The sequence below is a fragment of the Enterovibrio norvegicus DSM 15893 genome, from assembly GCF_900115495.1.
In the GTDB taxonomy this organism is placed as follows: Bacteria; Pseudomonadota; Gammaproteobacteria; order Enterobacterales; family Vibrionaceae; genus Enterovibrio; species Enterovibrio norvegicus.
Genome location: NZ_FOWR01000002.1, coordinates 192485 through 214132 on the forward strand (window position 1 = coordinate 192485; position 21648 = coordinate 214132).

Below are 21648 nucleotides of genomic sequence, written 5' to 3' on the forward strand. Positions count from 1 at the left end.
GACATTAAACAACAAAAAGCCAGCACGAATGCTGGCTTTTCAATATTCTTTATCTGCTCAGTGCAGTACGACTATTTGCTGTCTTCTAGCAATCCCATTAGAGACTGCTGCATTTCAGAAACCTGTTGCAACTTATGGTTCTCGTCATCAGCGAGACCAAGTTCTGCGCAAGCTTCGTCAAAGCTCATGCCTAAGTGACAGCAAAGTATATCGATAGCGACACGATAGTTCTCTTTGTCAGCCATGGTTTTCTCTCCTTAGAATCGCATCCAAACTTGGATGCAAAAGCGTATCAACCTGATGCGCTCACCGTTTCAAACACACTATTCTGGATAGTGCCTAAAGACAACTCGACCAAAGTCTAATCCCTTAAAACTTTTTAAACGTCGGCTGTGCTGTATATAAAAGAGGCAGTGTTCTAATTCGTCAAGCTAATGCGTAACAAATTGCTACATGGACTTGTTTTTCGCACGTTTGACCCTACTATCTCACCTGAGCGCTTCAATCATTTCGGAGACAAGATTACTCATGAAACGCATAGCTTTATTCCTGTTGACCAACCTCGCGGTTGTTTTCGTCTTCAGTATTGTTCTTAACATCGTATATGCCGTCACCGGCATGCAACCTGGCAGCCTGTCCGGTTTGTTGTTGATGGCTGCGTTATTCGGTTTTGGTGGTTCATTGATCTCTTTGATGATGTCAAAATCAATGGCACTACGTTCAGTGGGCGGTCAAGTGATTGAACACCCGCGCGACGAAACAGAACACTGGTTGATGAGCACCGTAAGCCGTCAAGCGCAACAAGCGGGCATTGGCATGCCAACGGTTGCTATTTACTACTCAGACGACATTAACGCGTTTGCTACTGGTGCAAAGCGTGACGACTCGCTGGTAGCCGTATCAAGTGGTTTGCTTGAAAACATGACCCGCGACGAAGCAGAAGCTGTACTTGCGCACGAAGTGAGTCACATCGCGAATGGCGATATGGTGACACTGACGTTGATGCAAGGTGTAGTGAATACTTTCGTTATCTTTATCTCTCGTCTCATCGCCGGTGCGATCAGTGGCGTGAACAATGATGAAGAAGGCGAGGGCGGTGGTAGCTTTATGACCTACTTCATCGTGTCATCGATTCTGGAAGTGGTGTTTGGTATTTTGGCGAGCATCATTACCATGTGGTTTAGCCGTCATCGCGAATTTTATGCGGATGCGGGCTCTGCTAACTTGGTTGGCCGTGAGAAGATGATCGCTGCACTTGAGCGTCTGAAGGTGAGCCATGAGAGCCGTCTTGAAGGTTCGATGGTCGCTTTCGGTATCAACGGTAAAAAATCACTGAGCGAATTGTTCATGACGCACCCGCCACTGGACAAACGTATTGATGCGTTACGTCGTGGTGAATACGTAAAATAATTCCTGAGTTCGAGAAAAAGCCTCCATTTATGGGGGCTTTTGTCGTTTTGGGTGAAAAAGAAAAGCATCATGCGCTAGTGTTAATCAATGTGTTAGCGAGTCGAAAAATAGGCAAAGGAGTCCTGCTTGAACCCTGTTACTTGGTTTGAAATTCCCGTCGAAGACATGGAAAGGGCGATCGCTTTTTATGAGCGTGTGTTTGCTATGTCTCTTAAACGTCATGATATGAACGGCACGGACATGGCATGGTTCCCCGTGCAAGAGGGCGCAGCATACGGTGCTACTGGTACGCTAATCGCTGGAGAAGGCTGCACGCCGAGCGCCGCGGGCGTTATGGTGTATATCAATGTTGAAGGCATGGATGAGGTGTTAGAGCGCGTAGCAAAAGAAACTGAAGTGCTCGTGCCTAAAACTGACATTGGTAACAATGGCTACTATGCCCATATTAAAGACAGTGAAGGCAATCGTATTGGTCTTCATGGACATTAACCATAAAAACGGCAGTGTTGCCCACTAAGCCATATTGCGTAGCCCATTAAAACTACGGATCCATACATCGTTATTGAGACCATCTGTATTTAGTGCGTTGTATTTTGAATTGACTATTTTTTGTTCATCATCAATGTGCTGAAATGGTATGCATAGTCATTCTGGGTATATAAATAGATAACGACTAAACAGCTCAACGTTTGGGGTATGAGGTTTTTTTCAAAGCGGATAGAAAACGTTCATTGCGCTTTGGTTTAAGGTTTAGGGACATGTTTAAAAAGATCAGGGTGGTCCTTGTAGCGCTAATACTGTTGGGCTTGCTTGCTACAGCACTTTTTTATGGCGCGCTCACGATCAGTTTGCCGACATTGTCGGGAAACACGGTGTCCTCTGTGATCTCTAAGCCCACTCTTTTACGTCGCGATGAATTGGGCACAGCGATTGTACATGCTGAAAATCGATTAGATGCTTCGTATGCGCTTGGCTATGCGCATGGTCAAGATCGCTTCTTTCAGATGGATTTACTCCGCCGCAACGCCGCAGGTGAGCTTGCGGAGTTGTTTGGTGCTGCCGCATTGCCGCTCGATGAAAAGGTACGTTTCCACCAACTTCGAAAACGCAGTCAAAAAATGTTCGCCGCCTTTCCTGAGCAACAAAAAGAGATGCTGTCTGTTTACGCCAAAGGCGTTAACGATGCACTTGCCCATGCGTCCTTTCCAACGTTCGAATACTTGCTCACGCAGTCAAAGCGAAAACCTTGGAAGCCTGAGGATTCATTGCTGGTTGTGTATAGCATGTATTTGGATTTGCAGGGACCGAGCATTGAAAGAGATCTTGTCTATCACGCCATTCAACAAACTTTTGGTGCTAACACCCTCGCTTTTCTGACTCAAGCCAGTGAATTCCAAGCCGCGTTGGATGGCAGTCGCCTTCCGCTTAAGAAAGTGTCAATTCCAGAGCTCGACAGTACTTTCCTAAAAACGGCGATGGTGACATCCATAGAGAAAAACGCAGAAGTTGGCAGCAACAATTGGGCTGTGAGCGGTGCGTTGACTCGTAATGGTAAGGCCATGTTGTCGGACGATATGCATCTCATGCTCAGCACACCAGTGATTTGGTACCGCGCGCAGCTCAACATCATCAATAATGAAAAACAGACACAGGTGACGGGCGTGAGCCTACCGGGTGTGCCTGCGATAGTCGTTGGCTCAAATAACAAGGTTGCGTGGGGATTTACGAACTCGTATGTCGATACGGCAGATTGGATAAAACTGTCTGATAAAGACAAAACGGCGCTTGATGCTGAAAGCATTCCTTTGCCAGATGGCGAGAAGACATTCTATGTCGAAGTGAGCCATTTCGGACCAGTAAGACGGATTGATAACGAGAAATATGCGCTGACCTGGGTTGGCTATCAGGATTACGCCATTAATTTAAATTTGATGAATCTTGAATGGGCAGATTCCGTGTCCGAAGCGCTGGCGACAAGCAAGAATATCGGTATTCCAGCACAGAACATGGTGGTTGCGGATAGTAGTGGTGATATCGCATGGCAAATCACGGGTGCAGTGCCTGATAGGCGCAAACCGAGTGACGTGCCTGTTTCATCTTCACGTTTTGATGATGCTTGGTTACAACAAGCGCGCGACCTTCCCTCGCTGGTTAACCCCAAAGATCAACGAATCTGGACAGCGAATAGCCGTGCCGTGAGTGCTTCTCAGCATCGACGGTTTGGTGATGGTGGTTATGCACTTGGTGCGCGCAGCGAGCAGATAAAAGCACGGTTGTTTGAGAAAGACGTGTTCGACATTGATGATTTCTATCAGATTCAATTGGATAACGAGGCGTTGTTTTTAACGCGATGGCAGGGCTTTTTGCTTGGTGTATTGAAAATAGATCCTGATTTGTTTTCCGAAGACATCAAGGAAGTAGAAGGGTGGCAAGGCTGTGCATGTGCCGATTCCGTCGGTTATAGCTTAGTGAAACGTTACCGAGATACACTCATCGATCAGCTGTTCGCGCCCATAGAGTCTCAACTTGCTGCGCAGAACCTAAGTCTGGCGTTAATAGAAAGACAGCTAGAGCCTGCATTGTGGCAACTCGTTAAAACGCAGGCTGACAGTTGGAAGCCTCTAAGCGCGGCCAATTGGAACGTCTTTTTCACAACCGCATACATTGATATGCGCGCGCAACTCATGGTGGACATGACAGGGCATGAAACCGGATCGTTGAAAGCGCTACGTTGGGGGGATGTGAATCGTCTTCAAATTCAACATCCGTTCAGTCAGCAAATCCCAGTGCTGAGTAATCTGCTGAATATGCCCGAGGTGGAAGGGTTTGGAGACAGGTTTATGCCCGCCGTACAAGGTAAGCATTTTGGCGCATCACAGCGTCTGATTGTTCAGCCTGGCGATGAAGTGAATGGTGTTCTCACACTGCCAGGCGGGCAGAGCGGCCATCCACTTTCACCGTTTTACCGCTCGGGGTTTGGTGAATATGCCAATCAAGAATCAACCCCGTTCTTACCGGGTAGTGTGCTTCATCAAATTGAATTCATTCCGACATCGCCTTAGCCCGTTGTTTCCGAATAAAACGAGAGCCAACAGGCTCTTTTTTATGCGATATAATTCAGGCGTAAAAAACATTTCATTAAATTACCGTAATTTAATGAAGAGAAATAATTTAATTACCAATGCTTTACGAAGTTTTATTACAAATTCTCGTTTCAAAAATTGGAATAAAATAAATTGCTAGCGCATATGACTGTAAATAGTCAATGCCACATGTGTTTCTATATTGAGATTTGGTCTATTATTCTGACTCTCTCCCAATAAATAGTCAGGCTTTATTTGCAGAGTGAAATATATGAATATTCTTAAATGTGTGTCCAATGGTTCAAAAGTGATAACCAGTAGTAAAAATACAAATCACTTTTGCCCGACTCATTTAAGGGTAATTGATATGCAATTTGATTCTTTCACACATGCTTCACGTTGGTTGGATCTCGCGACGTTTGGTCCGAAGCAGGGCGAGGCAAATGCATTAGTCAACAAACGCGCTAAGGCTTGGTTCGATGAACAAGTGAAGCTGCCAGCTTCCTCTCACTTAAAGCAATGCGAAAAACAATTCGCTGCACAGGGTTACGGAAAAATGATATCTCGTTCGACACGTATTCGTGCATGGCTAGATATCGCGCTGTATGGCGATGACCAACTGCGACAAAAAGTGGGTTACGCGCTAAGCCAAATTTTTGTGGCCTCAGATCAAGATGCCACCCTCATTAACCACACACCTGCAATCGCTCACTATAACGATTTGCTGTGTGGGCATGCGTTTGGGAATTACCGAGAATTATTGAAAGCAGTGTCTCTATCGCCAGTGATGGGGCATTACTTGACCATGGTAGGCAATCAGATGGGTGACCCTTTAACAGGGCGTCGTCCAGATGAAAACTACGCACGTGAGATTTTACAGTTATTTTCTGTTGGACTGTATGAACGTGACATTGATGGTAGCTACATCATGGGAAACAACGGCCAACCCGTTGCTTGCTACGACGAAAAAGACATTCAAGAATTGGCACGTGTCTTCACAGGTTGGGACAGCCTTGATAGCCACATGATAGAAGCCATGACCAACAACGGTCAGTATCATGACCCTGGTGAAAAGATGATCATGGGGCACCGTTTCCCCAAAAACACCAGTGCCGATGTAGAAATGGATCGCGTGATGGATATGCTGCTACATCATCCTTCTACAGCCCCTAACATCAGTAAAGGCTTGATTCAAAAGCTGACCACATCTAATCCATCACCAGACTATGTTCGTCGTGTGACCGAAGTGTTCTTGAATAACGGAGAGGGTGTTGTCGGGGATCTAAAAGCGGTTGTTTGGGCTGTGCTTGCAGACGAGGAAGTGTACACCGCCACACCAATGACCATGAGTAAAATCCGTGAGCCTTGGTTATCTTTGGTTTACATCTACCGCGCATTAGATGCACAACCGGGGGCAGGTAGCGCATTGGTAGAAACGGATTTAGTGTATCTGAAAACGTGTAACCAATATCCGCTGGGTTCACCGTCTGTATTTAACTTTTACTTACCTGATTACGCCCCTAATGGTGTTGTAAGTGAAAACAATTTGGTCTCCCCAGAATTACAGATTATTGATTGGTCCCATATTATTTATGTGCACAATTTCATATATGGAATATTCAGACTTAATCTGCAAGACAAAAATAAACCACTAAAAAAACAACTATATATCAACGTTGAAGATTTAAAAGCGCCATTTGATACCAAAGATATTCAAGGCTTTGTTACTGAAGTATCAGAACGATTTTTTAATGGCGCTATGCCGGTAGAGCTGCAACACATATTGTCTGATCATTACAACGGTCTCGATATGCACGCAGGTAAGTGGGTTCAGCGATTAATGTTTATCGCTTTATCTTCCCCATATTTCCATGTTCAGGAGAACCGCGCATCATGAAACTAACACGTAGAGATTTCATCAAATCAGCCGGTATTGCAGGCGCTGCTGCTGCCGCACCTATGAGCTTTAGCCTTCAAGCACGAGGCGTTGAAGACTACAAAGCCTTAATCTGCATTTTTATGAATGGCGGTAATGATTTTTTCCATCAAGTTTTGCCGCTGGATAGCGAGAATTTCAATAAATTCAACGCATCACGCCAAGGCATTGCAGTACCGCGCAGTCACGTTATGCCGCTTAACATTAAAGATAAAAATGGCGTGCAATTTGGCCTGAACAAATCCATGCGTGCACTCATGCCGTTGTTTGAAAAAAACCAAGCGAATGTCGTCATGAATGTAGGTCCATTGCTCGCGCCGACATCAAAAGAAGATCTTGAGTCTGGCCGCGCAGAACTGCCGCCTTATCTTTTCGCTCATAACAAGCAGCAAGAAGTATGGCAACACAGTTGGATGGGAGAGGCGTACAGTCAGCACGGTTGGTTGGGGATGTCGATGGATGTGATGGCCCGCTCTATGGCTGACATGCCAAATTGCTTCTACACCGGCCCTAACTCTATTTTGGACAGCTATTCCACGGATTCCATGTTCGTGAACAAAAATGGCTTTCAAGAACTACAAGCCTTGTCGAGTGCAGTTATTCGCTCGAGCTATGAATCCATGGCGAACCAGCATTATGACTCACCGTTGGTCGCAGGGTATGCCAATGTTGTGCAACAAGCGGTATCGGCGCAAAAACAAATGGAGCCGATTGTTGAAGGCATTCCTATGGATGACCGAATTCCGACATCAAACCTTGGCACCCAGCTGCGTGGCATCAAGCAAATGATCGATGCAGCACAGCTTTTGGGTCATAACCGTCAGGTGTTTTACGTCTCTATCGGTGGTTTTGATACCCACGATAATCAAGTTCGCCGTCAAGATGACCTGATGAAAGAGTTTTCAGAGGCGGTCGCTGGGTTGTATGCCGCGCTGGAAGAGGATGGTTTATCTGAAAACGTACTGACATGTTCACTGTCTGAGTTTGGACGCACCATGCACGATAATGCCCGTAAGGGCACAGACCACGGTTGGGGCGGCGGGCAGTTTATGTTTGGCGGACCCACACACGGCGGCGAATGCTGTGGCGAGTACCCAGATTTCACTCGTGGTGGCAAAGACGACAACGGTGAAGGTCGGATCATCCCGAAAATAGCGCACGAACAATATGCTGCTTACATTGTGAAATGGCTTGGATTGGGGAACGGTGCCCTTAATACCGTCTTCCCAACGTTGCCGAAATTTGGTGGACCGATTGAAATGGGTTTGGTGTCTCGCTGATCGAGGCAGCCAAAACCCAAAAAACGAACAAGCCAGAGCCAATTGCTCTGGCTTTTTTCAAGGGAATTCTTAAGTTATCTAGGCAAGAGGTGAACCAATCACTCAATACGCTACAAAACGCATGGGGTTTGGTGGCAGCGAATAGTGATTTGCCCTAGTATTTTTCTCTTATTCGCCAAGCTGTAGGAAGCAGAACATGAGTAAAAGTTGGGATGATATGGCTGCAGAATGGGATTCCAATGCAGCGGTTATCGCCTATTCGGAAAAAGTAGCTAGTGCGTTGGCGAACGTTGTGGCAATCAAGGGAAGTAAGATCCTCGATTTTGGGTGTGGTACCGGTTTGTTGACAGAAAAGCTGTCGCCGAAAGTGACTTCAATCACTGCCATTGACCCCTCTGTGGAAATGATCAATGCCTTGAAAGCAAAAGATTTGCCGAACGTGAGCACCGTGAACGGTGTAGTTGATGAAATATTTGTTCGAGAATACAAACAAGCGGGTCAACGTTTTGATGTGATCGTGGCTTCATCATCGCTTGCGTTTGTGCCGGATTATCAAGAAACCATCGCGTTGTTAGCCATGCTGTTGGTGGATGGTGGTTTGTTGGTGCAATGGGATTGGGAAAAAAGCGAGAGTTCAGGCGCCGGTTTCACCGTGAGTGAAATTGAAGAGGCGTACACGGACGCGGGCTTGAACGTCATTTCGACCTCCATTCCATTCAACATGGGGGACATGCGAGTGTTGATGGGGGTCGGTCAGCGTACTGCATAAACAAAAAACCGCCGATAAGGGCGGTTTTTTTATGTTTTTTCGTCTGTTGTTTCGATGAATTATGCCGCTTGTGGGCCTTCTTCTAACGTCGCACGGTTGCCGTTCCAGCTAAGCGCGAGACCAAGTGCAACGGAAGCTGCAGCGCCCATCATTACCGCAGAGACTGTCAACAAACCGCTAACGGCTAGCGCTGATACAATGCCACTTGCAACAAAACAAATCATGGTTTGTAGGAAGTTCAATAGACCTGCAGCGGTTGCGCTACAGTGTTTGAAATCTTCCAACGCTTTGTTCACCACGATTGGGTAAATCGCACCGTTCGCCACTGCCAAGAAACAGAATGGGATCAATACTGGCATGATGGTAGAGACATCAGACTGCCAAGACACCACGAAAATGGCCGATACGCTCGCGATAAACAAACCCACATACCAAGGAAGAAGCACTGAACCATCATATTTGTTCAACAATGCACGACAGCTATAACCACCCACAATGAACGCGATAGTTTGTGGTACGTAGCTCATACCAATGTCAGCACCGCTATAACCCATTTCTGTCATCACGAACGGTGAGCCGGTTAGCCATGCAAAGAATGCCGCTGAACAACCAGCGAAGATAAGCATGTTGCCGACAAACTTGCGTGAACTCACGATGTGCTTGTAGTCGCTAACCAGTTTCGCGCCCATTTTTTCATTCGTATCTACGGCGGGTGCGCTTTCTTCTTGGCGAAGCGTGGTAACAACCAACAACACACCCAAACCCACCAACGCGATAAAAATGCTGCGCCAGCCGAAGTGAGATTCCAGTGCAGCACCCGCAAGTGGTGCTAAAGCTGGAGACAATGCAACCAACGGCATGACCGTTGCGAAAACACGTTGAGATGTTTTGCTGTCATAGCGGTCAATCACAATGGCTTGCCAAATCACAGATGCACTGCATGCACCTAACGCTTGAACAAAACGCGCAGCAAGAAATACTTCAATGCTGTCGGATAGGAAACACGCCACCGTCGCTGCAGTGAACAGCGCCATACCGCCGACCAGCACTTTAATGCGGCCAATACGGTCAGACAACGGACCATAAACCACTTGGCCTAACGCCATGCCCAACAGGAACACGGTCAGTGACAGGCCGATCATGGATTGCGTTGTACCCATTTCAAGACGGATGTTTTCAAAAGCGGGTAGGTACATATCGGTAGCAAGGAAGCCAAGCATGCTCAAGCCTGCAAACCACACCATAGTTGTCATAGGAACAGAATTTTTCATTTTACGTTGTCCGTTCGTTTATCAATATCGTGGAGTGTATCCGCCAAGAAAAACTCTGTGAAACGGTAAAATTTCGCTATTGCTTTCAAAAAATTTGATTTGATGGCTAAGTGTGACCAATATAAGGCAATATTTGCTCGTTGAGTGGCAGGTACACCAATGAAAAAGGGCGTCTTCGCACATGTTTTCTTATCCCGATCTTCAAGTTATTGATGCTGTTGCACGACGCGGCAGTTTCTCGGCTGCGGCTGAAGAGCTTCACAAAGTCCCAAGCGCGGTGAGCTACACGGTTCGCCAAATGGAACAAAAGCTTGCTGTGAATTTATTTGAACGCTTGCATCGCTCAGTGAAATTAACGCCTGCAGGGGTATTTTTCGTCGAAGAAGCTCGCGGCTTGATGAAACAAATGGATGAAATCCGCACACAAACACAACGTGTCGCAAACGGTTGGACACGCAGTGTGTCGCTTGCTTTAGATAACGTCGTGCGAGAAGACCGTGTCGATTCATTGGTTCGTGACTTTTATGATGCCTTTCCTGACGTTGAATTACTGCTGACGATGGAAGTGTTTAACGGTGTATGGGATGCATTGGCTTATGACCGCGCAGACATTGCTATCGGTGCAACAGCGGCGGTGCCTGTCAGTGGAAACCTCAGCTATCGTGACATGGGCATTTTGACGTGGCGTTTTGTGGTATCGAAAAATCACCCCTTAGCCAGTGAACAAGAGCCGATTCGTCACGAACAATTATTGGGTTACCCCGCCATTTGTTTGGAAGACACCTCGCGCATTTTACCAAAGCGAGCCACATGGTTGCTGGACAATCAACGCCGCTTAACCGTCCCTAACTGGCACAGTGCCATTCAATGCTTTCGCAGTGGGTTAGGGATTGGCGCAATGCCATCACACATGGCGGAACCGTATTTGAAAAGTGGCGAGCTAATAGAAAAAACCTTGGTTGAGCCACCAAGCAAAAGCCCGTGTTGCATCGCATGGCGAACCGACAAAGAAAACCCTGCGGTGAATTGGATTCTGGATTACTTGGGCGACGCAGAAAAAGCGCACAGAGAGTGGCTAGAGTAGTAACTGTAGGATCCTAAAAAGCGGGGTTTCTGAACATTGACCAAAGTCAGCCTAAAAGGAGACTTTGGTCGTTTTTGTCACGGTTTACGGAATCGATACCGCATAAGCTTCTTTCACGTTCACAGTAAATGAGCGGTTGCTTGGCGTGCTTCTTTTTCCATGGGTGCGTTGTAGTAACCGTAAATGAACATTTGAATGAGGTATTGTCGTGTTTGTTCAGTCAGCCCTAACTCTTCAGCTTGTTTTACATGAACAAGCTCATGGGGAAGCAGATCACGCTGATTCTTATAACGATGGTGTATCCAAATACCATAGCCGTAGGCGTAGCCCGCCATATTTGGGTTGGTATACCCCACGCGTTTAGCGATCTCTAGCAGCTCAGGATCTGTGGGTGCAGGCAATTTATCAACGTAATAAACGCGCACTTTCTCAGGGTGTTGAACACCCATCTCCTTCGCAATCACAATTTGAGCATCGGTGAGAGGTTGCCCGTTTTTTAGCGCCTCTTTTTGGGCGTCATGGACAAACTCACTCGCGGCGGGCATCAGCTTATTAACACCATCAATCAGTTCTTGCGGTGGATTTGCATATATCTCATCTCGGTTTACACACCCTGTTAAAACGAGCAAGCCTAAGCAAAGCGTAAAGACCTTTTTGTTCATTATGAATCCTGCATCTTCAGATTATTTGCGTATAGGGTGAAACTATCATCAAAATAGGATGCTGGATTGTTGTCAAAAACGTTCTTGGAGACAATACACAGTGTGGAGAGAGTCTGATGTAACGTGTGGATTGACGATCCTTGTTGTTGGCACGTAATCTGTTTCTCTATTGTCTGGTGACTAAAAAGAGAAAAGGCCGTGGATCTGCTTTCATTACTGCTTTTTGTGCCCGCATGTTTTGCTTTGAACATGACACCGGGGCCGAACAATCTACTCGCGATGAACAATGCGCGTTGCTATGGCTTTCGCGCATCAATGATTGGGAGCTTAGGACGAATTCTGGATTTTTCTGCAATGATTACTCTGACGGCTTCAGGCTTGGCCGTGATCTTGTATGCCTCTGAAACGGTTTTTTTCGCCATTAAACTGTTTGGCGCGCTCTATCTTTTCTGGATTGCGTTTCAACTGTGGCGCTCAACTAGCATTCCTGTGACCGATTCTGAACGTCATAAACCGTTAAAAGCGTTGTTCAAGCAAGAGTTGGCTTTGGCGGCAGGAAACCCGAAGGCAATATTGATATTCACGGCATTTTTACCGCAATTTGTTGATACTTCTGCAAGCGTGAATACGCAGTTTTTCGTTCTCGGCGTGACATTTCTGGGCCTAGAAATCGCGGCCATTGCGATTTATGCCGTGTTTGGCATTTACCTCAGGCAGTGGTTTGAACAGCCTAAAATGGCACGATGGTTTAACCGTGGTTGCGCATTTGTTTTAGGGCTTTCCGGTGGGAACTTGCTGTTGATGAATCGGCAGTCATGATTGTTGTTGAGAATTGAAAGCCATCCGTTTGGATGGCTTTTTCGTCTCTGTTTTTTGGTTTCTGGTCTTTTATTTTTGGATCGTGGCTATCGTCTATTTCGCCGACAAATCTCGATAAGCTGCTGGCACGTTCAATGCTGGGTGAACCCAATCACGCAGGGCATAGCCTGTAAACTCTGGCAATTGCACTTTTGCCACGGTCTCTTTCAGCGTGAGTCCATCATCAAGTGCCGCTTGAACTTGCGTTTTTACTGCTTCCAGATAGTCGATGTGCCATTGAATATCAGCAGGTGTCATGGGCGAACCATGTCCCGGTACCACATTGGCATCATCAGGCAGGAAGGCTTTCACTTTTTTCAGTGAATCCAGTGTTTCTAGTAGATGCCCGTCCAAAAGCCACGGCAGGGAAGGTTTAACTGTGATGATGGGGTTACCCGTCCACATGGTTTTGGATTCAGCTTCCCACACAAACAAATCACCACCGGTTTGCGCAAAACCAAAGTCCATAATGTCGACAAGCTTGCCGCCCAAATCAACGGTGATACTGCCACCTGTGCTGATAAGAATATCTGCATCGGTTGGTGTGATGTCTTCAATGCCTCGACCTTTGCCGAAGTTCTGCATCATAAACTGGGTGTCGTGCTCAAAATGCGTATCGATGTAGTTTTGCGTCACTTGGTGTTGAATGATTTTTGTCTCTTTCGGTAAGTACATGTTCCCGTAAGAGTGATCACCGTGGAAGCTTGTATTGACCGCGTAAACAATCGGTTTACCCGCTTCGGTTTTGACCATATCTTGCACTTGCTTGTTCAAGCGCTCGTTCAACATGGTATCAATGATCATGACGCCTTTTTCACCCACGATGAAACCGCCGCTGGTCGCAACAGGTAGGCCTTTGTTTTCCAATTCTTTAGCGTCAGAAGGGTAGTAAGCGTAAACGCCTTCACCTAGCTTTTCTGAAATGAGTTGTACCTTATTGGCATCCCATACAGGCTCGTTGGCAAAAGCCGCTGTAGACCCAAAAATGGAGGTGGCGATGAGAGCGGCGCTGATGATTGTTCTTTTCATGTTTATCGTCCTTTTTGTTTACTTCCTGAACATTCCTTGGAAGTATAAGAATGTACTAATGGAGAATAAACCAGCATTCAGACAAATGAATGTTCTCTAAAATAGAACAATTGAGGAAAGAATGGATAAGTTCACCAACATGGAAACCTTTGTTCATGTCGTGGAGTTCGGGAGCATCAGTGGCGCTGCTGAACATATGGAAATCGCAAAGTCAGCAGTCAGTAGGCGCTTGAAAGAGCTAGAGACTTATCTCAATGTGCAGCTTTTTCATCGTACAACACGCTCCATGCAGCCGACTGATACAGGCAAGGCGTACTACGCGTTTTGTCTGAGAATACTTGAAGACCTACGTGAAGCTGAACATGCGACGGCACAAGCGCATTGTGTGCTTAAAGGACCACTCAAAGTCGCGATGCCTTCTACATTTGGTGTCATGCACATGAGTGCGGCAATCAATGATTTCTTGGTTGAGCACCCTCACATTGAGTTTGAACTGGATTTCAACGACAGGCAGGTAGATCTGATTCAAGAAGGCTATGACTTAGCCATTCGTATTGCGGATTTGCCGGATTCCACGCTACTTGCTCGTCGATTTGCACCGGTGAAACATGTGATTTGCGCTAGTCCGTCTTACCTCGAAAAACATGGGACGCCGACGTGTCTCGATCAGCTTTCTGAGCATCAATGCCTGACGTATAGCTTGAGCAAAGACTCTCATCACTGGCGAGTAAAAACGACCGATGGCGTGCAGAAAAAAGTGAAGATAAACACCATATTGAAGGCCAGCAGCGGGGAGTATTTATTGTCTGCTGCGGTGTCAGGGCTTGGGATCGCGCATTTACCTACCTTTGTCGTGTCTGACGCCATCAAACGCGGTGAGTTAGTGCCGATTCTAGACGGTTGCGGGTTTAATGAACTTAACGCTTACGCGGTTTATCCGCAAACGCGTCACCTATCTCGTCGTGTAAGAATCTTCATAGATTTCCTTGTTCAGCGCTTTGAAGGCACGCCGTACTGGGACGAGTTAGATCTCAGTGAGCCTCGTTAACGTAATCAAAGGGTTAGCATGTCAAACAGGATGACAACATGAACAACCAACAGATTCTGATGCAGTTCGAACAACGTTTTCGAAACGTGTTCAGTCTGACAGATGAAGAATGGCAAGCGTTCGCGAACCAAAGCGTGGTGCGAATCGTTGCCAAAGGTGATGCACTTTTTAATGCGGGAGACGTTGCTGATAAGGTACGTTTCGTGTGTTCCGGTACCTTGTGTAACTTCTATCTCACGCCAGATGGAAACCGCAGGAATAAATCATTTCTTCAGGCGGGCGAAGTGTCTGCGTGCTTGTCATCATTTGCGCGAGGACTACCCGCCCGATTTAGCTGTGAAGCGCTAACAGATGCCGTCTGTGTTGAAGTCTCAGCAAAAGCGTTGAAGGCATTGAGCGAATCGACTGTGGGTTGGCAAAATGCGTTTCTACAAATGGTCACCGTGCTTGCTTTGAAAAAAGAAGCCCGCGAAGCCGACCTTTTATTGCTGTCATCCACTGAGCTGTATACACAGTTCCTTGAAACCCATTCAGCGCTTGCACAATCGTTGGCGAACTATCACATCGCGTCTTATCTCGGTATCACTGAGGTATCACTCTCCCGCATCCGCGCCAAACTCGGTGTGCAGCATACGTATACCCGAACAACCTGAATCTTCAGGTTGTTCGGGGCTATCAGTGGCACTAAAAAAGAAAATCGCCGATTTTAACCTTTGTTAAGGTGTCGGTTTTCTCACCTCGATATTCTGGCTTCAATTCAATGAAGAAAGGAAGCCAGCCAGCATGAAACTTATCAACAAAGCCATTGTATTAACCGGGGGAACTGCCGGTATTGGTCGACAACTGGTCGAGCAACTTGCCGAACACAACCAAATTATTGTGCTGGGGCGCGACCAAGCCAAGCTCGACGAACTCAAAGCGCAGCAGCCTTCGGTGATGACATTTCAGGTCGATTTGTCTGATGTTAAGCGTGTTCATCACGTGGCCAAATCCATTGCGTTAACGCTCCCGACGGTTGATGTGTTGGTGAACAACGCAGCAGTGCAGTTTATGCCCAAATTTAACGATGAAACCTTCCATTTCGATACCATTCAGCGCGAAGTCGACACCAACTTTACGTCGGTGTGTGCACTGATCCACGGGCTAATGCCTTCGCTTTCTTCGTCCACGTCATCCCGTATCGTCAACATTAACTCTGCGCTTGGCTTGGTGCCCAAAACCTCATCTGCGGTTTATTGCGCGACGAAGGGCGCACTCAACATTTTTTCTCAAAGTTTACGATATCAATTCGAAGGGTCAGCCATTGGTGTTCAACAAGCCTTTCTGCCGTTAGTGGACACAGCAATGACCACAGGACGAGGCAAGGGAAAGATTTCTGCGTCAGCGGCGGCTTCTGAAATTATTTCGGGTATCGAGAAGGGAAGCAAAGATTTTGATATTGGGATGACGCGAGTACTCAGAGTCCTGCTCGCTATTGCGCCTTTTGCTGCGAAAAGATTGTTGAAGGGGGCGTAAATGTCGTTGAAACAGGCCGTTATTAGCATGATTTTAGGGGGAATGTCGATGAGTGTTAATGCGTTAGAAAACAGCGTGGAAATTCGGGTCAAAGGGATCGAGACGAGCCGTCCAGGGCAAATTTTGGTGATGCTATTTCAAGAGGAAGGGTTTCCTAAACAGCACGATAAAGCGTTAGAAATTAAGCCTTACCCAGCGACAGATGCGGAACGTTCGGTTGTGTTTGAAAACGTGCCTGAACGGTTTGCCATTAAGGTGCTTCATGATGAAGACGAAGATGGCAAAGTCACCAAAAATTGGACGGGTATCCTCCCAAAAGAAGGGTTGGGGTTTTCCAACGGCGCGCGCATTACCTTCAAAGCGCCAAGCTTTTCTAGCGCTCTTTTGACCGTGGCAGATATTGAAGAAAGCAATGCGCCACATGACATCACAATGCGTTATCCATAGGACGGATTTATGACATCACTACTTAAACTGATGGGCTTGATGGCAGCCTTTTTTGCCTCGACGTTTTTAGTTGCCAATACCATGGGGTGGCTGACAATCGATCAAATAGAATCATGGCTAACACAGGCCAATACACTCAATGCCGTGACCGTCGCGGCGATCGTTATTGCTCTGCTGTTTCTGGATCTCTTCATCGCCGTGCCAACACTGTCGATTATGTTGTTAGGTGGGTATTTTGCGGGGGCAACGGTCGGTGGGCTAGCTGCCTTTACCGGTACCTTACTTGCGGGCATCGGGGGCTACGTATTGAGCGCTATCTATGGCGACAAGCTGGTCAATGTGGTGGTTCGCGACGAAGAAAAACGCCACGCGCTTCGCGCTCAGTTTTGTCGTCATGGGGTGATGATGATTCTGCTCTCTCGCGCCATGCCAATTCTGCCTGAAGTGACGGCGTGTATGTCAGGCATAAGCCGCATGAAATTTTCAACGTTCTTAGTGGCGTGGTGCACTGTGAATCTGCCATATACCTTTATTGCCGCTTATGCAGGATCAATCAGTACATTAGAAAACCCAAAGCCTGCCATTTTGACCGCTATTGGTTTCACCGTGTTCTTCTGGTTGGGTTGGGGAATGCTAAAACGTTTTTCGTTGAAAACGCCACTTAAAGCAGACTAAGCGAAGCCTACGACCAAAAGAGTGTATTGATTTTGGGATTTCACGGTTTTTCGACCATCGAAGATCTATATTTTACGAGAGGAAGTCTTTCTAATTCAGAACAAAATTGACTCTTTTATGGTAGGCGCGGCTTTTGAAATTGAATATGGTACTGGATAACAAAAAGACTATTTTAGTATTGGCTCTCGTCTTGTTGAGCTTTATTGGCATAGGGAGTTTGTTGCCTGAGGAACTGACGCTGCAACGCTGGGTTGCGGCGTTTTTCGCAGCGAATGCACTGGTGGCGATGGCATTGACCTTTGTGTTGTCTACGCGGCTTGAGATCCTCGAAACAATCTTTAGGGGGCTAGATCGCGTCTATAAAGCGCACCGTTGGGCGGGCATGTGGTCCGTGTTTTCCATCTTTATGCATTGGTGGTTAGTACCACAATCGGAAACGCCGCGTGATGAATCAAGCTTGATGGAGATTGGTTCTGATACCGGAGAGTGGGCAACGTGGCTGTTGCTCGCGCTGGTGGTTATCAGCTTTATGCGCATCTTGCCGTATCACCTATGGCGGTGGAGCCATCGCCTGATGGGCTTGGTGTTTTTCGTGTCTGTCTTCCATTACTTGTTTGCCGTTAGACCTTTCCAATTGTTTTCGCCAGCCGGCATTGCGATGAACGTTACCGCCATTGTGGGGTTGGCGGCGTGGTGGTATTACGCGTTTGGTAAATCAACGAGTAAACACCATCTTGCCAAAGTGCAGAATGTGAAGAAAGAAAACGGTGTGGTGAGCTTTGAAGCTAAGCCCCTTCAAGGCAGGCCAACGTGGAATGCAGGCCAATTCGCATTCATCTCCGTACTTCATCATGAAAAGATCGCCAAAGAACCGCATCCATTTACGATTGCGAGCAGCCAACATCAAGGTGTTGCGCGTTTTTCTGTTGCTGGGCTTGGGGATTACACCAAAACCTTGTATGACCATTTAAGCAATGGTGACATGGTGCGTTTGGACATGCCTTATGGTCGATTCAAGCTGAACCGCTCGTCGTCACCGCAAGTTTGGATGGGTTCAGGGATCGGTATCACGCCTTTTGTTGCTTGGCTTCAAGAGCTTAATTACACCGGTGCTTTAACATCAAAACCGTGTCCGAATGTGGTGCTGTATTACTTGGTGAAAAATGCAGAGGCTGCGATTTTTGCCGAGGAGCTGCAACAGCTCACTGAAAACTTGCCGTCTGTGACATTGAAGATTGTCTATTCCGAAGAAGGGCGCATCACGCCGGAACGCATTGCGGATGATCTCAACGGCAATGTCGACAATGCCGAGCTGTATTTCTGCGGAAACCCTGAGGTGAGAAAAGCCATGCAAGAAGGCTTGGAGTCTCTTGGTATGCCGAAAAACAACACGCATTACGAATTGTTCGATTTCCGCGGAGCGATATAAGGTTTCACACTGCTCGAAACAGCAAAGAAAAGCACAATCCCCGAACAGGGATTGTGCTTTTTTATCAGTGAGGTTTAGGGGCATTAGCCCGAGTAAAAGAACGCAAAGTCGTTGGCGCTGATGTCTGCCGCATCAATTCCTTTGAGAAGAACATTGACGTCGGCATCACTGTATTGATTGCCACCTGAGGTGTATTCGCGGATGATCTGTACTAGGGTGTCGTCACCTTGCTGGGTCACGACGAAGTGATCGAAGTCCATATCAGCGTGGTAGTAATCATCGAAGGCGATTTTATCTTCGCCGATAACGAAGTCAGTGATGGTGTCTGTTTCAATGACAGCGTAGTTTGAACGATCGTCGTCTACGACGAAGGTATCAGCCCCTTCGCCGCCTGTGAGCGTATCAAAGCCTACGCCACCTTCTAGTCGATCGGCACCGTTACCACCTTCCAACGTATCATTGCCATTTCGGCCAATCAGGGTGTCATTACCATTCCAGCCCACGATGTGGTCAGCCCCGTTTCTGCCAATCAAGGTAACGTTAAACAGGTCGCCTGAAATATCGTCAATGGCGGTGTTTTCGAAAGTGATGGATGCATTGCTAGAGGCCTCTAAGACCACATCGTCTCCCATTTGATCGAGAAGACTACTGGCTCGAAAAACACCGTCTGCATCGAGATGATGAAGGCTTGCATTGTCGATGATATGGGTGAGGTTGACCGAATCATTGTCTGTTTCGAAATCGGTGATAGTGGTGTGATAGGTTAGATTTTGTGACAGGCTTTCACTGCGTCCTATGTCGAAGGTATCTGAACCTGCGCCCCCTGTGAGAGTGTGATTGCCTTGTTGTGTTACGAGAACATCATCACCCATGCCGCCATCGAGTTCATTGTTCCCGCCACCACTATTTAGCGTATCATTACCTTCTTCACCAAAGAGCGTGTCGTTTCCGCCGTCGCCCAAAAGCACATCATTCCCTGCTCCGCCATTTATCGTATCATTGCCAGAGCCACCATCGAGTGTATCGTTACCACCGTTACCTTCAATGATGTCGTTACCTGATTTACCCAAGATTGTGTTAGCGGCTTCATCGCCAATTAACGTTTCGTTTCCATTATTGCCAGTCACGACATAAGAAATTTGCTCACTTTCAAACGTAGAGGCGTCGACGTTTTTCAGGACGATGTGGAAGTATTCATTGAGTTCTAAAACGGTGGATGAGCCGACTTGTTTCGTGGAAATCGTCGACAAGTCAAGGCCTTGTAAATTGTAAGAATAAAAGGCGATAGTTAATGTGTCATCGCCAACCGTGAAATCTTCAATCTGAGTAATTTGTATATCAGTAGAGGTGATATTGAAGGTTGAGAGGTTAGGTTGTCTCACTTCAAAGGTATCGTTACCTTCTCCGCCGACCAAAATATCGTTACCTCCCGTCGAGATTATTGTGTCATTACCCGCACCACCATCTAAGTACTCATCTGCGCGTGAGCCGTCCTCCAATACGTTGTTAGCACTATTACCGATTCGCTTGATATCGTTGGTGTCGTTATACCAACTCTGATCGGGGTGGGCTGCTGTTGAAAAACCCCAGTAGCTATCGGCATAGCTCTGCCAATCTCCAAGTCGATCGGAATACGTGTTTGCGCCTGTAAATGCAAAATCTGACGCACTGAGCTCATCCGCTTTGATCGTGTTTAGAATGATGGTTGAGCCATCTGACAGGGTGATGCGCGTTGTGATGCCATGCTGCTCGATGATGAGATCATCAATGCTATTCGCAAGGCTCGTATCAATGCTGATGGTGTCGATACCTTTTTCGAAATCGACAATACGGTCATGACCAATGGCTGCGGCCTCATTAGGGATGGCGTCTTCGCTGTGTAAAATCGAATGGCCAAAATGAAATATATCTGCACCGCTTCCGCCAATCAGAAGCTGGTCTTCACCGTTTCCTGACAAGTAATCGTCACCCGCGCCGCCGAAAAGGCGCGTGTTATTTGCTGTTGAGCCTTCGACGAGTAAAACGTCATCTCCACTTCCACCTTGCAATGTGTCGTTCTTTCCAAAGCTCACTAACACATCATTACCACTTCCGCCGCCAACTTGGTCGTCGCCATAGCCTTCAACCCAGTCAGTGCCCGCGCCTCCAATGGCAACATCGGCAGTGTGTGCGTTGGCGAAAATAATATCTTTGCCACCGGCACCGATGGCCAGTTCGCTATCAATGATCGTATCGTCGCCTGACGCGCCATATGCGCGGTCATATCCGGAGCCACCATCTAGCGTATTATTGCCACTGCCTGCGAAGAGCGTGTCATCCCCTTGATCGCCGATGAGCATGTCATCACCATCTTGACCATGCAGCGTGTCGTCGCCTTCATTACCATAAATGTAATCGTGACCTTCTCCGCCATAAAGGGTGTCGTTTCCTGCATTGGCAACGAGGGTATCATCGTCTGCACCGCCGTCTAGGATGTCATTGCCTGCACCGCCAGTGAGTTCGTCATCACCCGAACCGCCTTCAAGCTGGTCGTTTCCGGCATCGCCAGATATCTCATCATTTCCTTCTCCGCCAGAAAGAAAATCATCGCCAGCGCCACCATACAGGTGGTCATTGCCTTGATCACCGTAAAGGACATCGTTGTGCAGTCCGCCATAGAGGTAATCCACCCCTAAACTTCCGTAAAGCTCATCGTTTCCCCTCTCGCCATATAGACGGTTAAGCCCATAGTAAGGGCCCGTTGGCGTGGTATCTGTCATGCCGTAGAGTTTATCGTCGCCATCGCCACCGTAAAGTGTATCAGAGCGCGAACCGCCATAAAGTTCGTCATTGCCGCCGTAGCCATAGAGTGTGTCGTTGTAATCGAGTCCATAGATACGGTTATCGTTTTCATCACCATGAAGGGTGTCGTTTCCATTGGTGCCAACAATGTCTGATAAAACACGGGGGGATAAGGCAGTGTTAACGGCGTCGTTCTGCAGCTCGTCGAGCGTCAGTGAGAGTGAATTTGGCTCAGATAGATCTTGATCGTTGATGTTCATACCTTTCTCCAAGTGATGCATGTCGCGAGTCATGAATGCGTTTTACTGTCGCGGACGTTAATGCTGAAAAAAATGGCTAATAATTGTTGTTTGCCACAGCACTAATTAGAA

General features: G+C 47.2%; 19 protein-coding genes. 14 read left to right on the forward strand and 5 right to left on the reverse strand.

The window, feature by feature from the left end:
* Window positions 1-71: 71 nt before the first annotated feature.
* On the reverse strand, window positions 72-245 hold the full coding sequence (locus BM082_RS25035; RefSeq protein WP_017011896.1) for a hypothetical protein: 174 nt from the start codon (window positions 243-245) through the stop codon (window positions 72-74).
* A gap of 283 nt (window positions 246-528) precedes the next feature.
* Between BM082_RS25035 and htpX the strand changes: the two genes are divergently transcribed.
* From htpX to BM082_RS02230, 6 genes are all read left to right on the forward strand, one after another.
* Window positions 529-1410, forward strand: a complete 882-nt coding sequence (gene htpX, locus BM082_RS02205; protein ID WP_017011895.1) for a protease HtpX — start codon at window positions 529-531, stop codon at window positions 1408-1410.
* A 126-nt stretch (window positions 1411-1536) separates the two neighbouring features.
* A complete protein-coding gene (locus tag BM082_RS02210; RefSeq protein WP_017013817.1) occupies window positions 1537-1899 on the forward strand; it encodes a VOC family protein in 363 nt (120 codons plus the stop codon).
* Between the two features lie 269 nt (window positions 1900-2168).
* Window positions 2169-4472 (forward strand): penicillin acylase family protein, encoded by a 2304-nt coding sequence (locus BM082_RS02215; protein WP_074925104.1) that lies wholly within the window; start codon window positions 2169-2171, stop codon window positions 4470-4472.
* Window positions 4473-4860: 388 nt separating this feature from the next.
* The gene (locus BM082_RS02220; protein WP_017015855.1) at window positions 4861-6390 is read left to right on the forward strand and encodes a DUF1800 domain-containing protein; all 1530 of its coding nucleotides are present in this window, start codon (window positions 4861-4863) and stop codon (window positions 6388-6390) included.
* Window positions 6387-7709 (forward strand): DUF1501 domain-containing protein, encoded by a 1323-nt coding sequence (locus BM082_RS02225; protein WP_017015854.1) that lies wholly within the window; start codon window positions 6387-6389, stop codon window positions 7707-7709. The genes BM082_RS02220 and BM082_RS02225 overlap by 4 nt, the downstream gene beginning before the upstream one ends.
* Window positions 7710-7905: 196 nt before the next feature.
* A complete protein-coding gene (locus BM082_RS02230) occupies window positions 7906-8478 on the forward strand; it encodes a class I SAM-dependent DNA methyltransferase (RefSeq protein ID WP_017015853.1) in 573 nt (190 codons plus the stop codon).
* A gap of 59 nt (window positions 8479-8537) precedes the next feature.
* Here BM082_RS02230 and punC read toward each other — a convergent pair whose 3' ends face one another.
* On the reverse strand, window positions 8538-9749 hold the full coding sequence (gene punC / locus BM082_RS02235; protein WP_017010052.1) for a purine nucleoside transporter PunC: 1212 nt from the start codon (window positions 9747-9749) through the stop codon (window positions 8538-8540).
* A 181-nt stretch (window positions 9750-9930) separates the two neighbouring features.
* Between punC and punR the strand changes: the two genes are divergently transcribed.
* The gene (gene punR / locus BM082_RS02240) at window positions 9931-10833 is read left to right on the forward strand and encodes a DNA-binding transcriptional activator PunR (RefSeq protein WP_074925106.1); all 903 of its coding nucleotides are present in this window, start codon (window positions 9931-9933) and stop codon (window positions 10831-10833) included.
* 119 nt (window positions 10834-10952) lie between these two features.
* Here punR and BM082_RS02245 read toward each other — a convergent pair whose 3' ends face one another.
* The gene (locus BM082_RS02245) at window positions 10953-11495 is read right to left on the reverse strand and encodes a hypothetical protein (RefSeq protein ID WP_017015852.1); all 543 of its coding nucleotides are present in this window, start codon (window positions 11493-11495) and stop codon (window positions 10953-10955) included.
* A gap of 249 nt (window positions 11496-11744) precedes the next feature.
* On the opposite strand from BM082_RS02245, the gene BM082_RS02250 reads away from it, so the two are divergent.
* Window positions 11745-12314: a LysE family translocator gene (locus BM082_RS02250; RefSeq protein WP_407718796.1), complete on the forward strand. Its 570-nt coding sequence runs from the start codon at window positions 11745-11747 to the stop codon at window positions 12312-12314.
* A 93-nt stretch (window positions 12315-12407) separates the two neighbouring features.
* Here the strand turns inward: BM082_RS02250 and BM082_RS02255 are convergent, their stop codons facing one another.
* Window positions 12408-13382 (reverse strand): MBL fold metallo-hydrolase, encoded by a 975-nt coding sequence (locus BM082_RS02255; protein ID WP_074925108.1) that lies wholly within the window; start codon window positions 13380-13382, stop codon window positions 12408-12410.
* 121 nt (window positions 13383-13503) lie between these two features.
* On the opposite strand from BM082_RS02255, the gene BM082_RS02260 reads away from it, so the two are divergent.
* The 6 genes from BM082_RS02260 (at window position 13504) to BM082_RS02285 (ending at window position 18496) form a co-directional block, all read left to right on the forward strand.
* Window positions 13504-14430: a LysR family transcriptional regulator gene (locus BM082_RS02260; RefSeq protein WP_017015849.1), complete on the forward strand. Its 927-nt coding sequence runs from the start codon at window positions 13504-13506 to the stop codon at window positions 14428-14430.
* Window positions 14431-14468: 38 nt separating this feature from the next.
* Window positions 14469-15083, forward strand: a complete 615-nt coding sequence (locus tag BM082_RS02265) for a Crp/Fnr family transcriptional regulator (protein ID WP_017013806.1) — start codon at window positions 14469-14471, stop codon at window positions 15081-15083.
* 130 nt (window positions 15084-15213) lie between these two features.
* On the forward strand, window positions 15214-15945 hold the full coding sequence (locus BM082_RS02270; RefSeq protein ID WP_017013805.1) for an SDR family oxidoreductase: 732 nt from the start codon (window positions 15214-15216) through the stop codon (window positions 15943-15945).
* On the forward strand, window positions 15946-16392 hold the full coding sequence (locus BM082_RS02275; protein WP_017015847.1) for a DUF2141 domain-containing protein: 447 nt from the start codon (window positions 15946-15948) through the stop codon (window positions 16390-16392).
* 9 nt (window positions 16393-16401) lie between these two features.
* Window positions 16402-17067 (forward strand): TVP38/TMEM64 family protein, encoded by a 666-nt coding sequence (locus BM082_RS02280; protein WP_017015846.1) that lies wholly within the window; start codon window positions 16402-16404, stop codon window positions 17065-17067.
* Window positions 17068-17200: 133 nt separating this feature from the next.
* On the forward strand, window positions 17201-18496 hold the full coding sequence (locus BM082_RS02285; RefSeq protein WP_244275895.1) for a ferredoxin reductase family protein: 1296 nt from the start codon (window positions 17201-17203) through the stop codon (window positions 18494-18496).
* Window positions 18497-18579: 83 nt separating this feature from the next.
* On the opposite strand, the gene BM082_RS02290 is transcribed toward BM082_RS02285, so the two are convergent.
* A complete protein-coding gene (locus BM082_RS02290; RefSeq protein WP_074925112.1) occupies window positions 18580-21537 on the reverse strand; it encodes a calcium-binding protein in 2958 nt (985 codons plus the stop codon).
* Window positions 21538-21648: the final 111 nt, after the last annotated feature.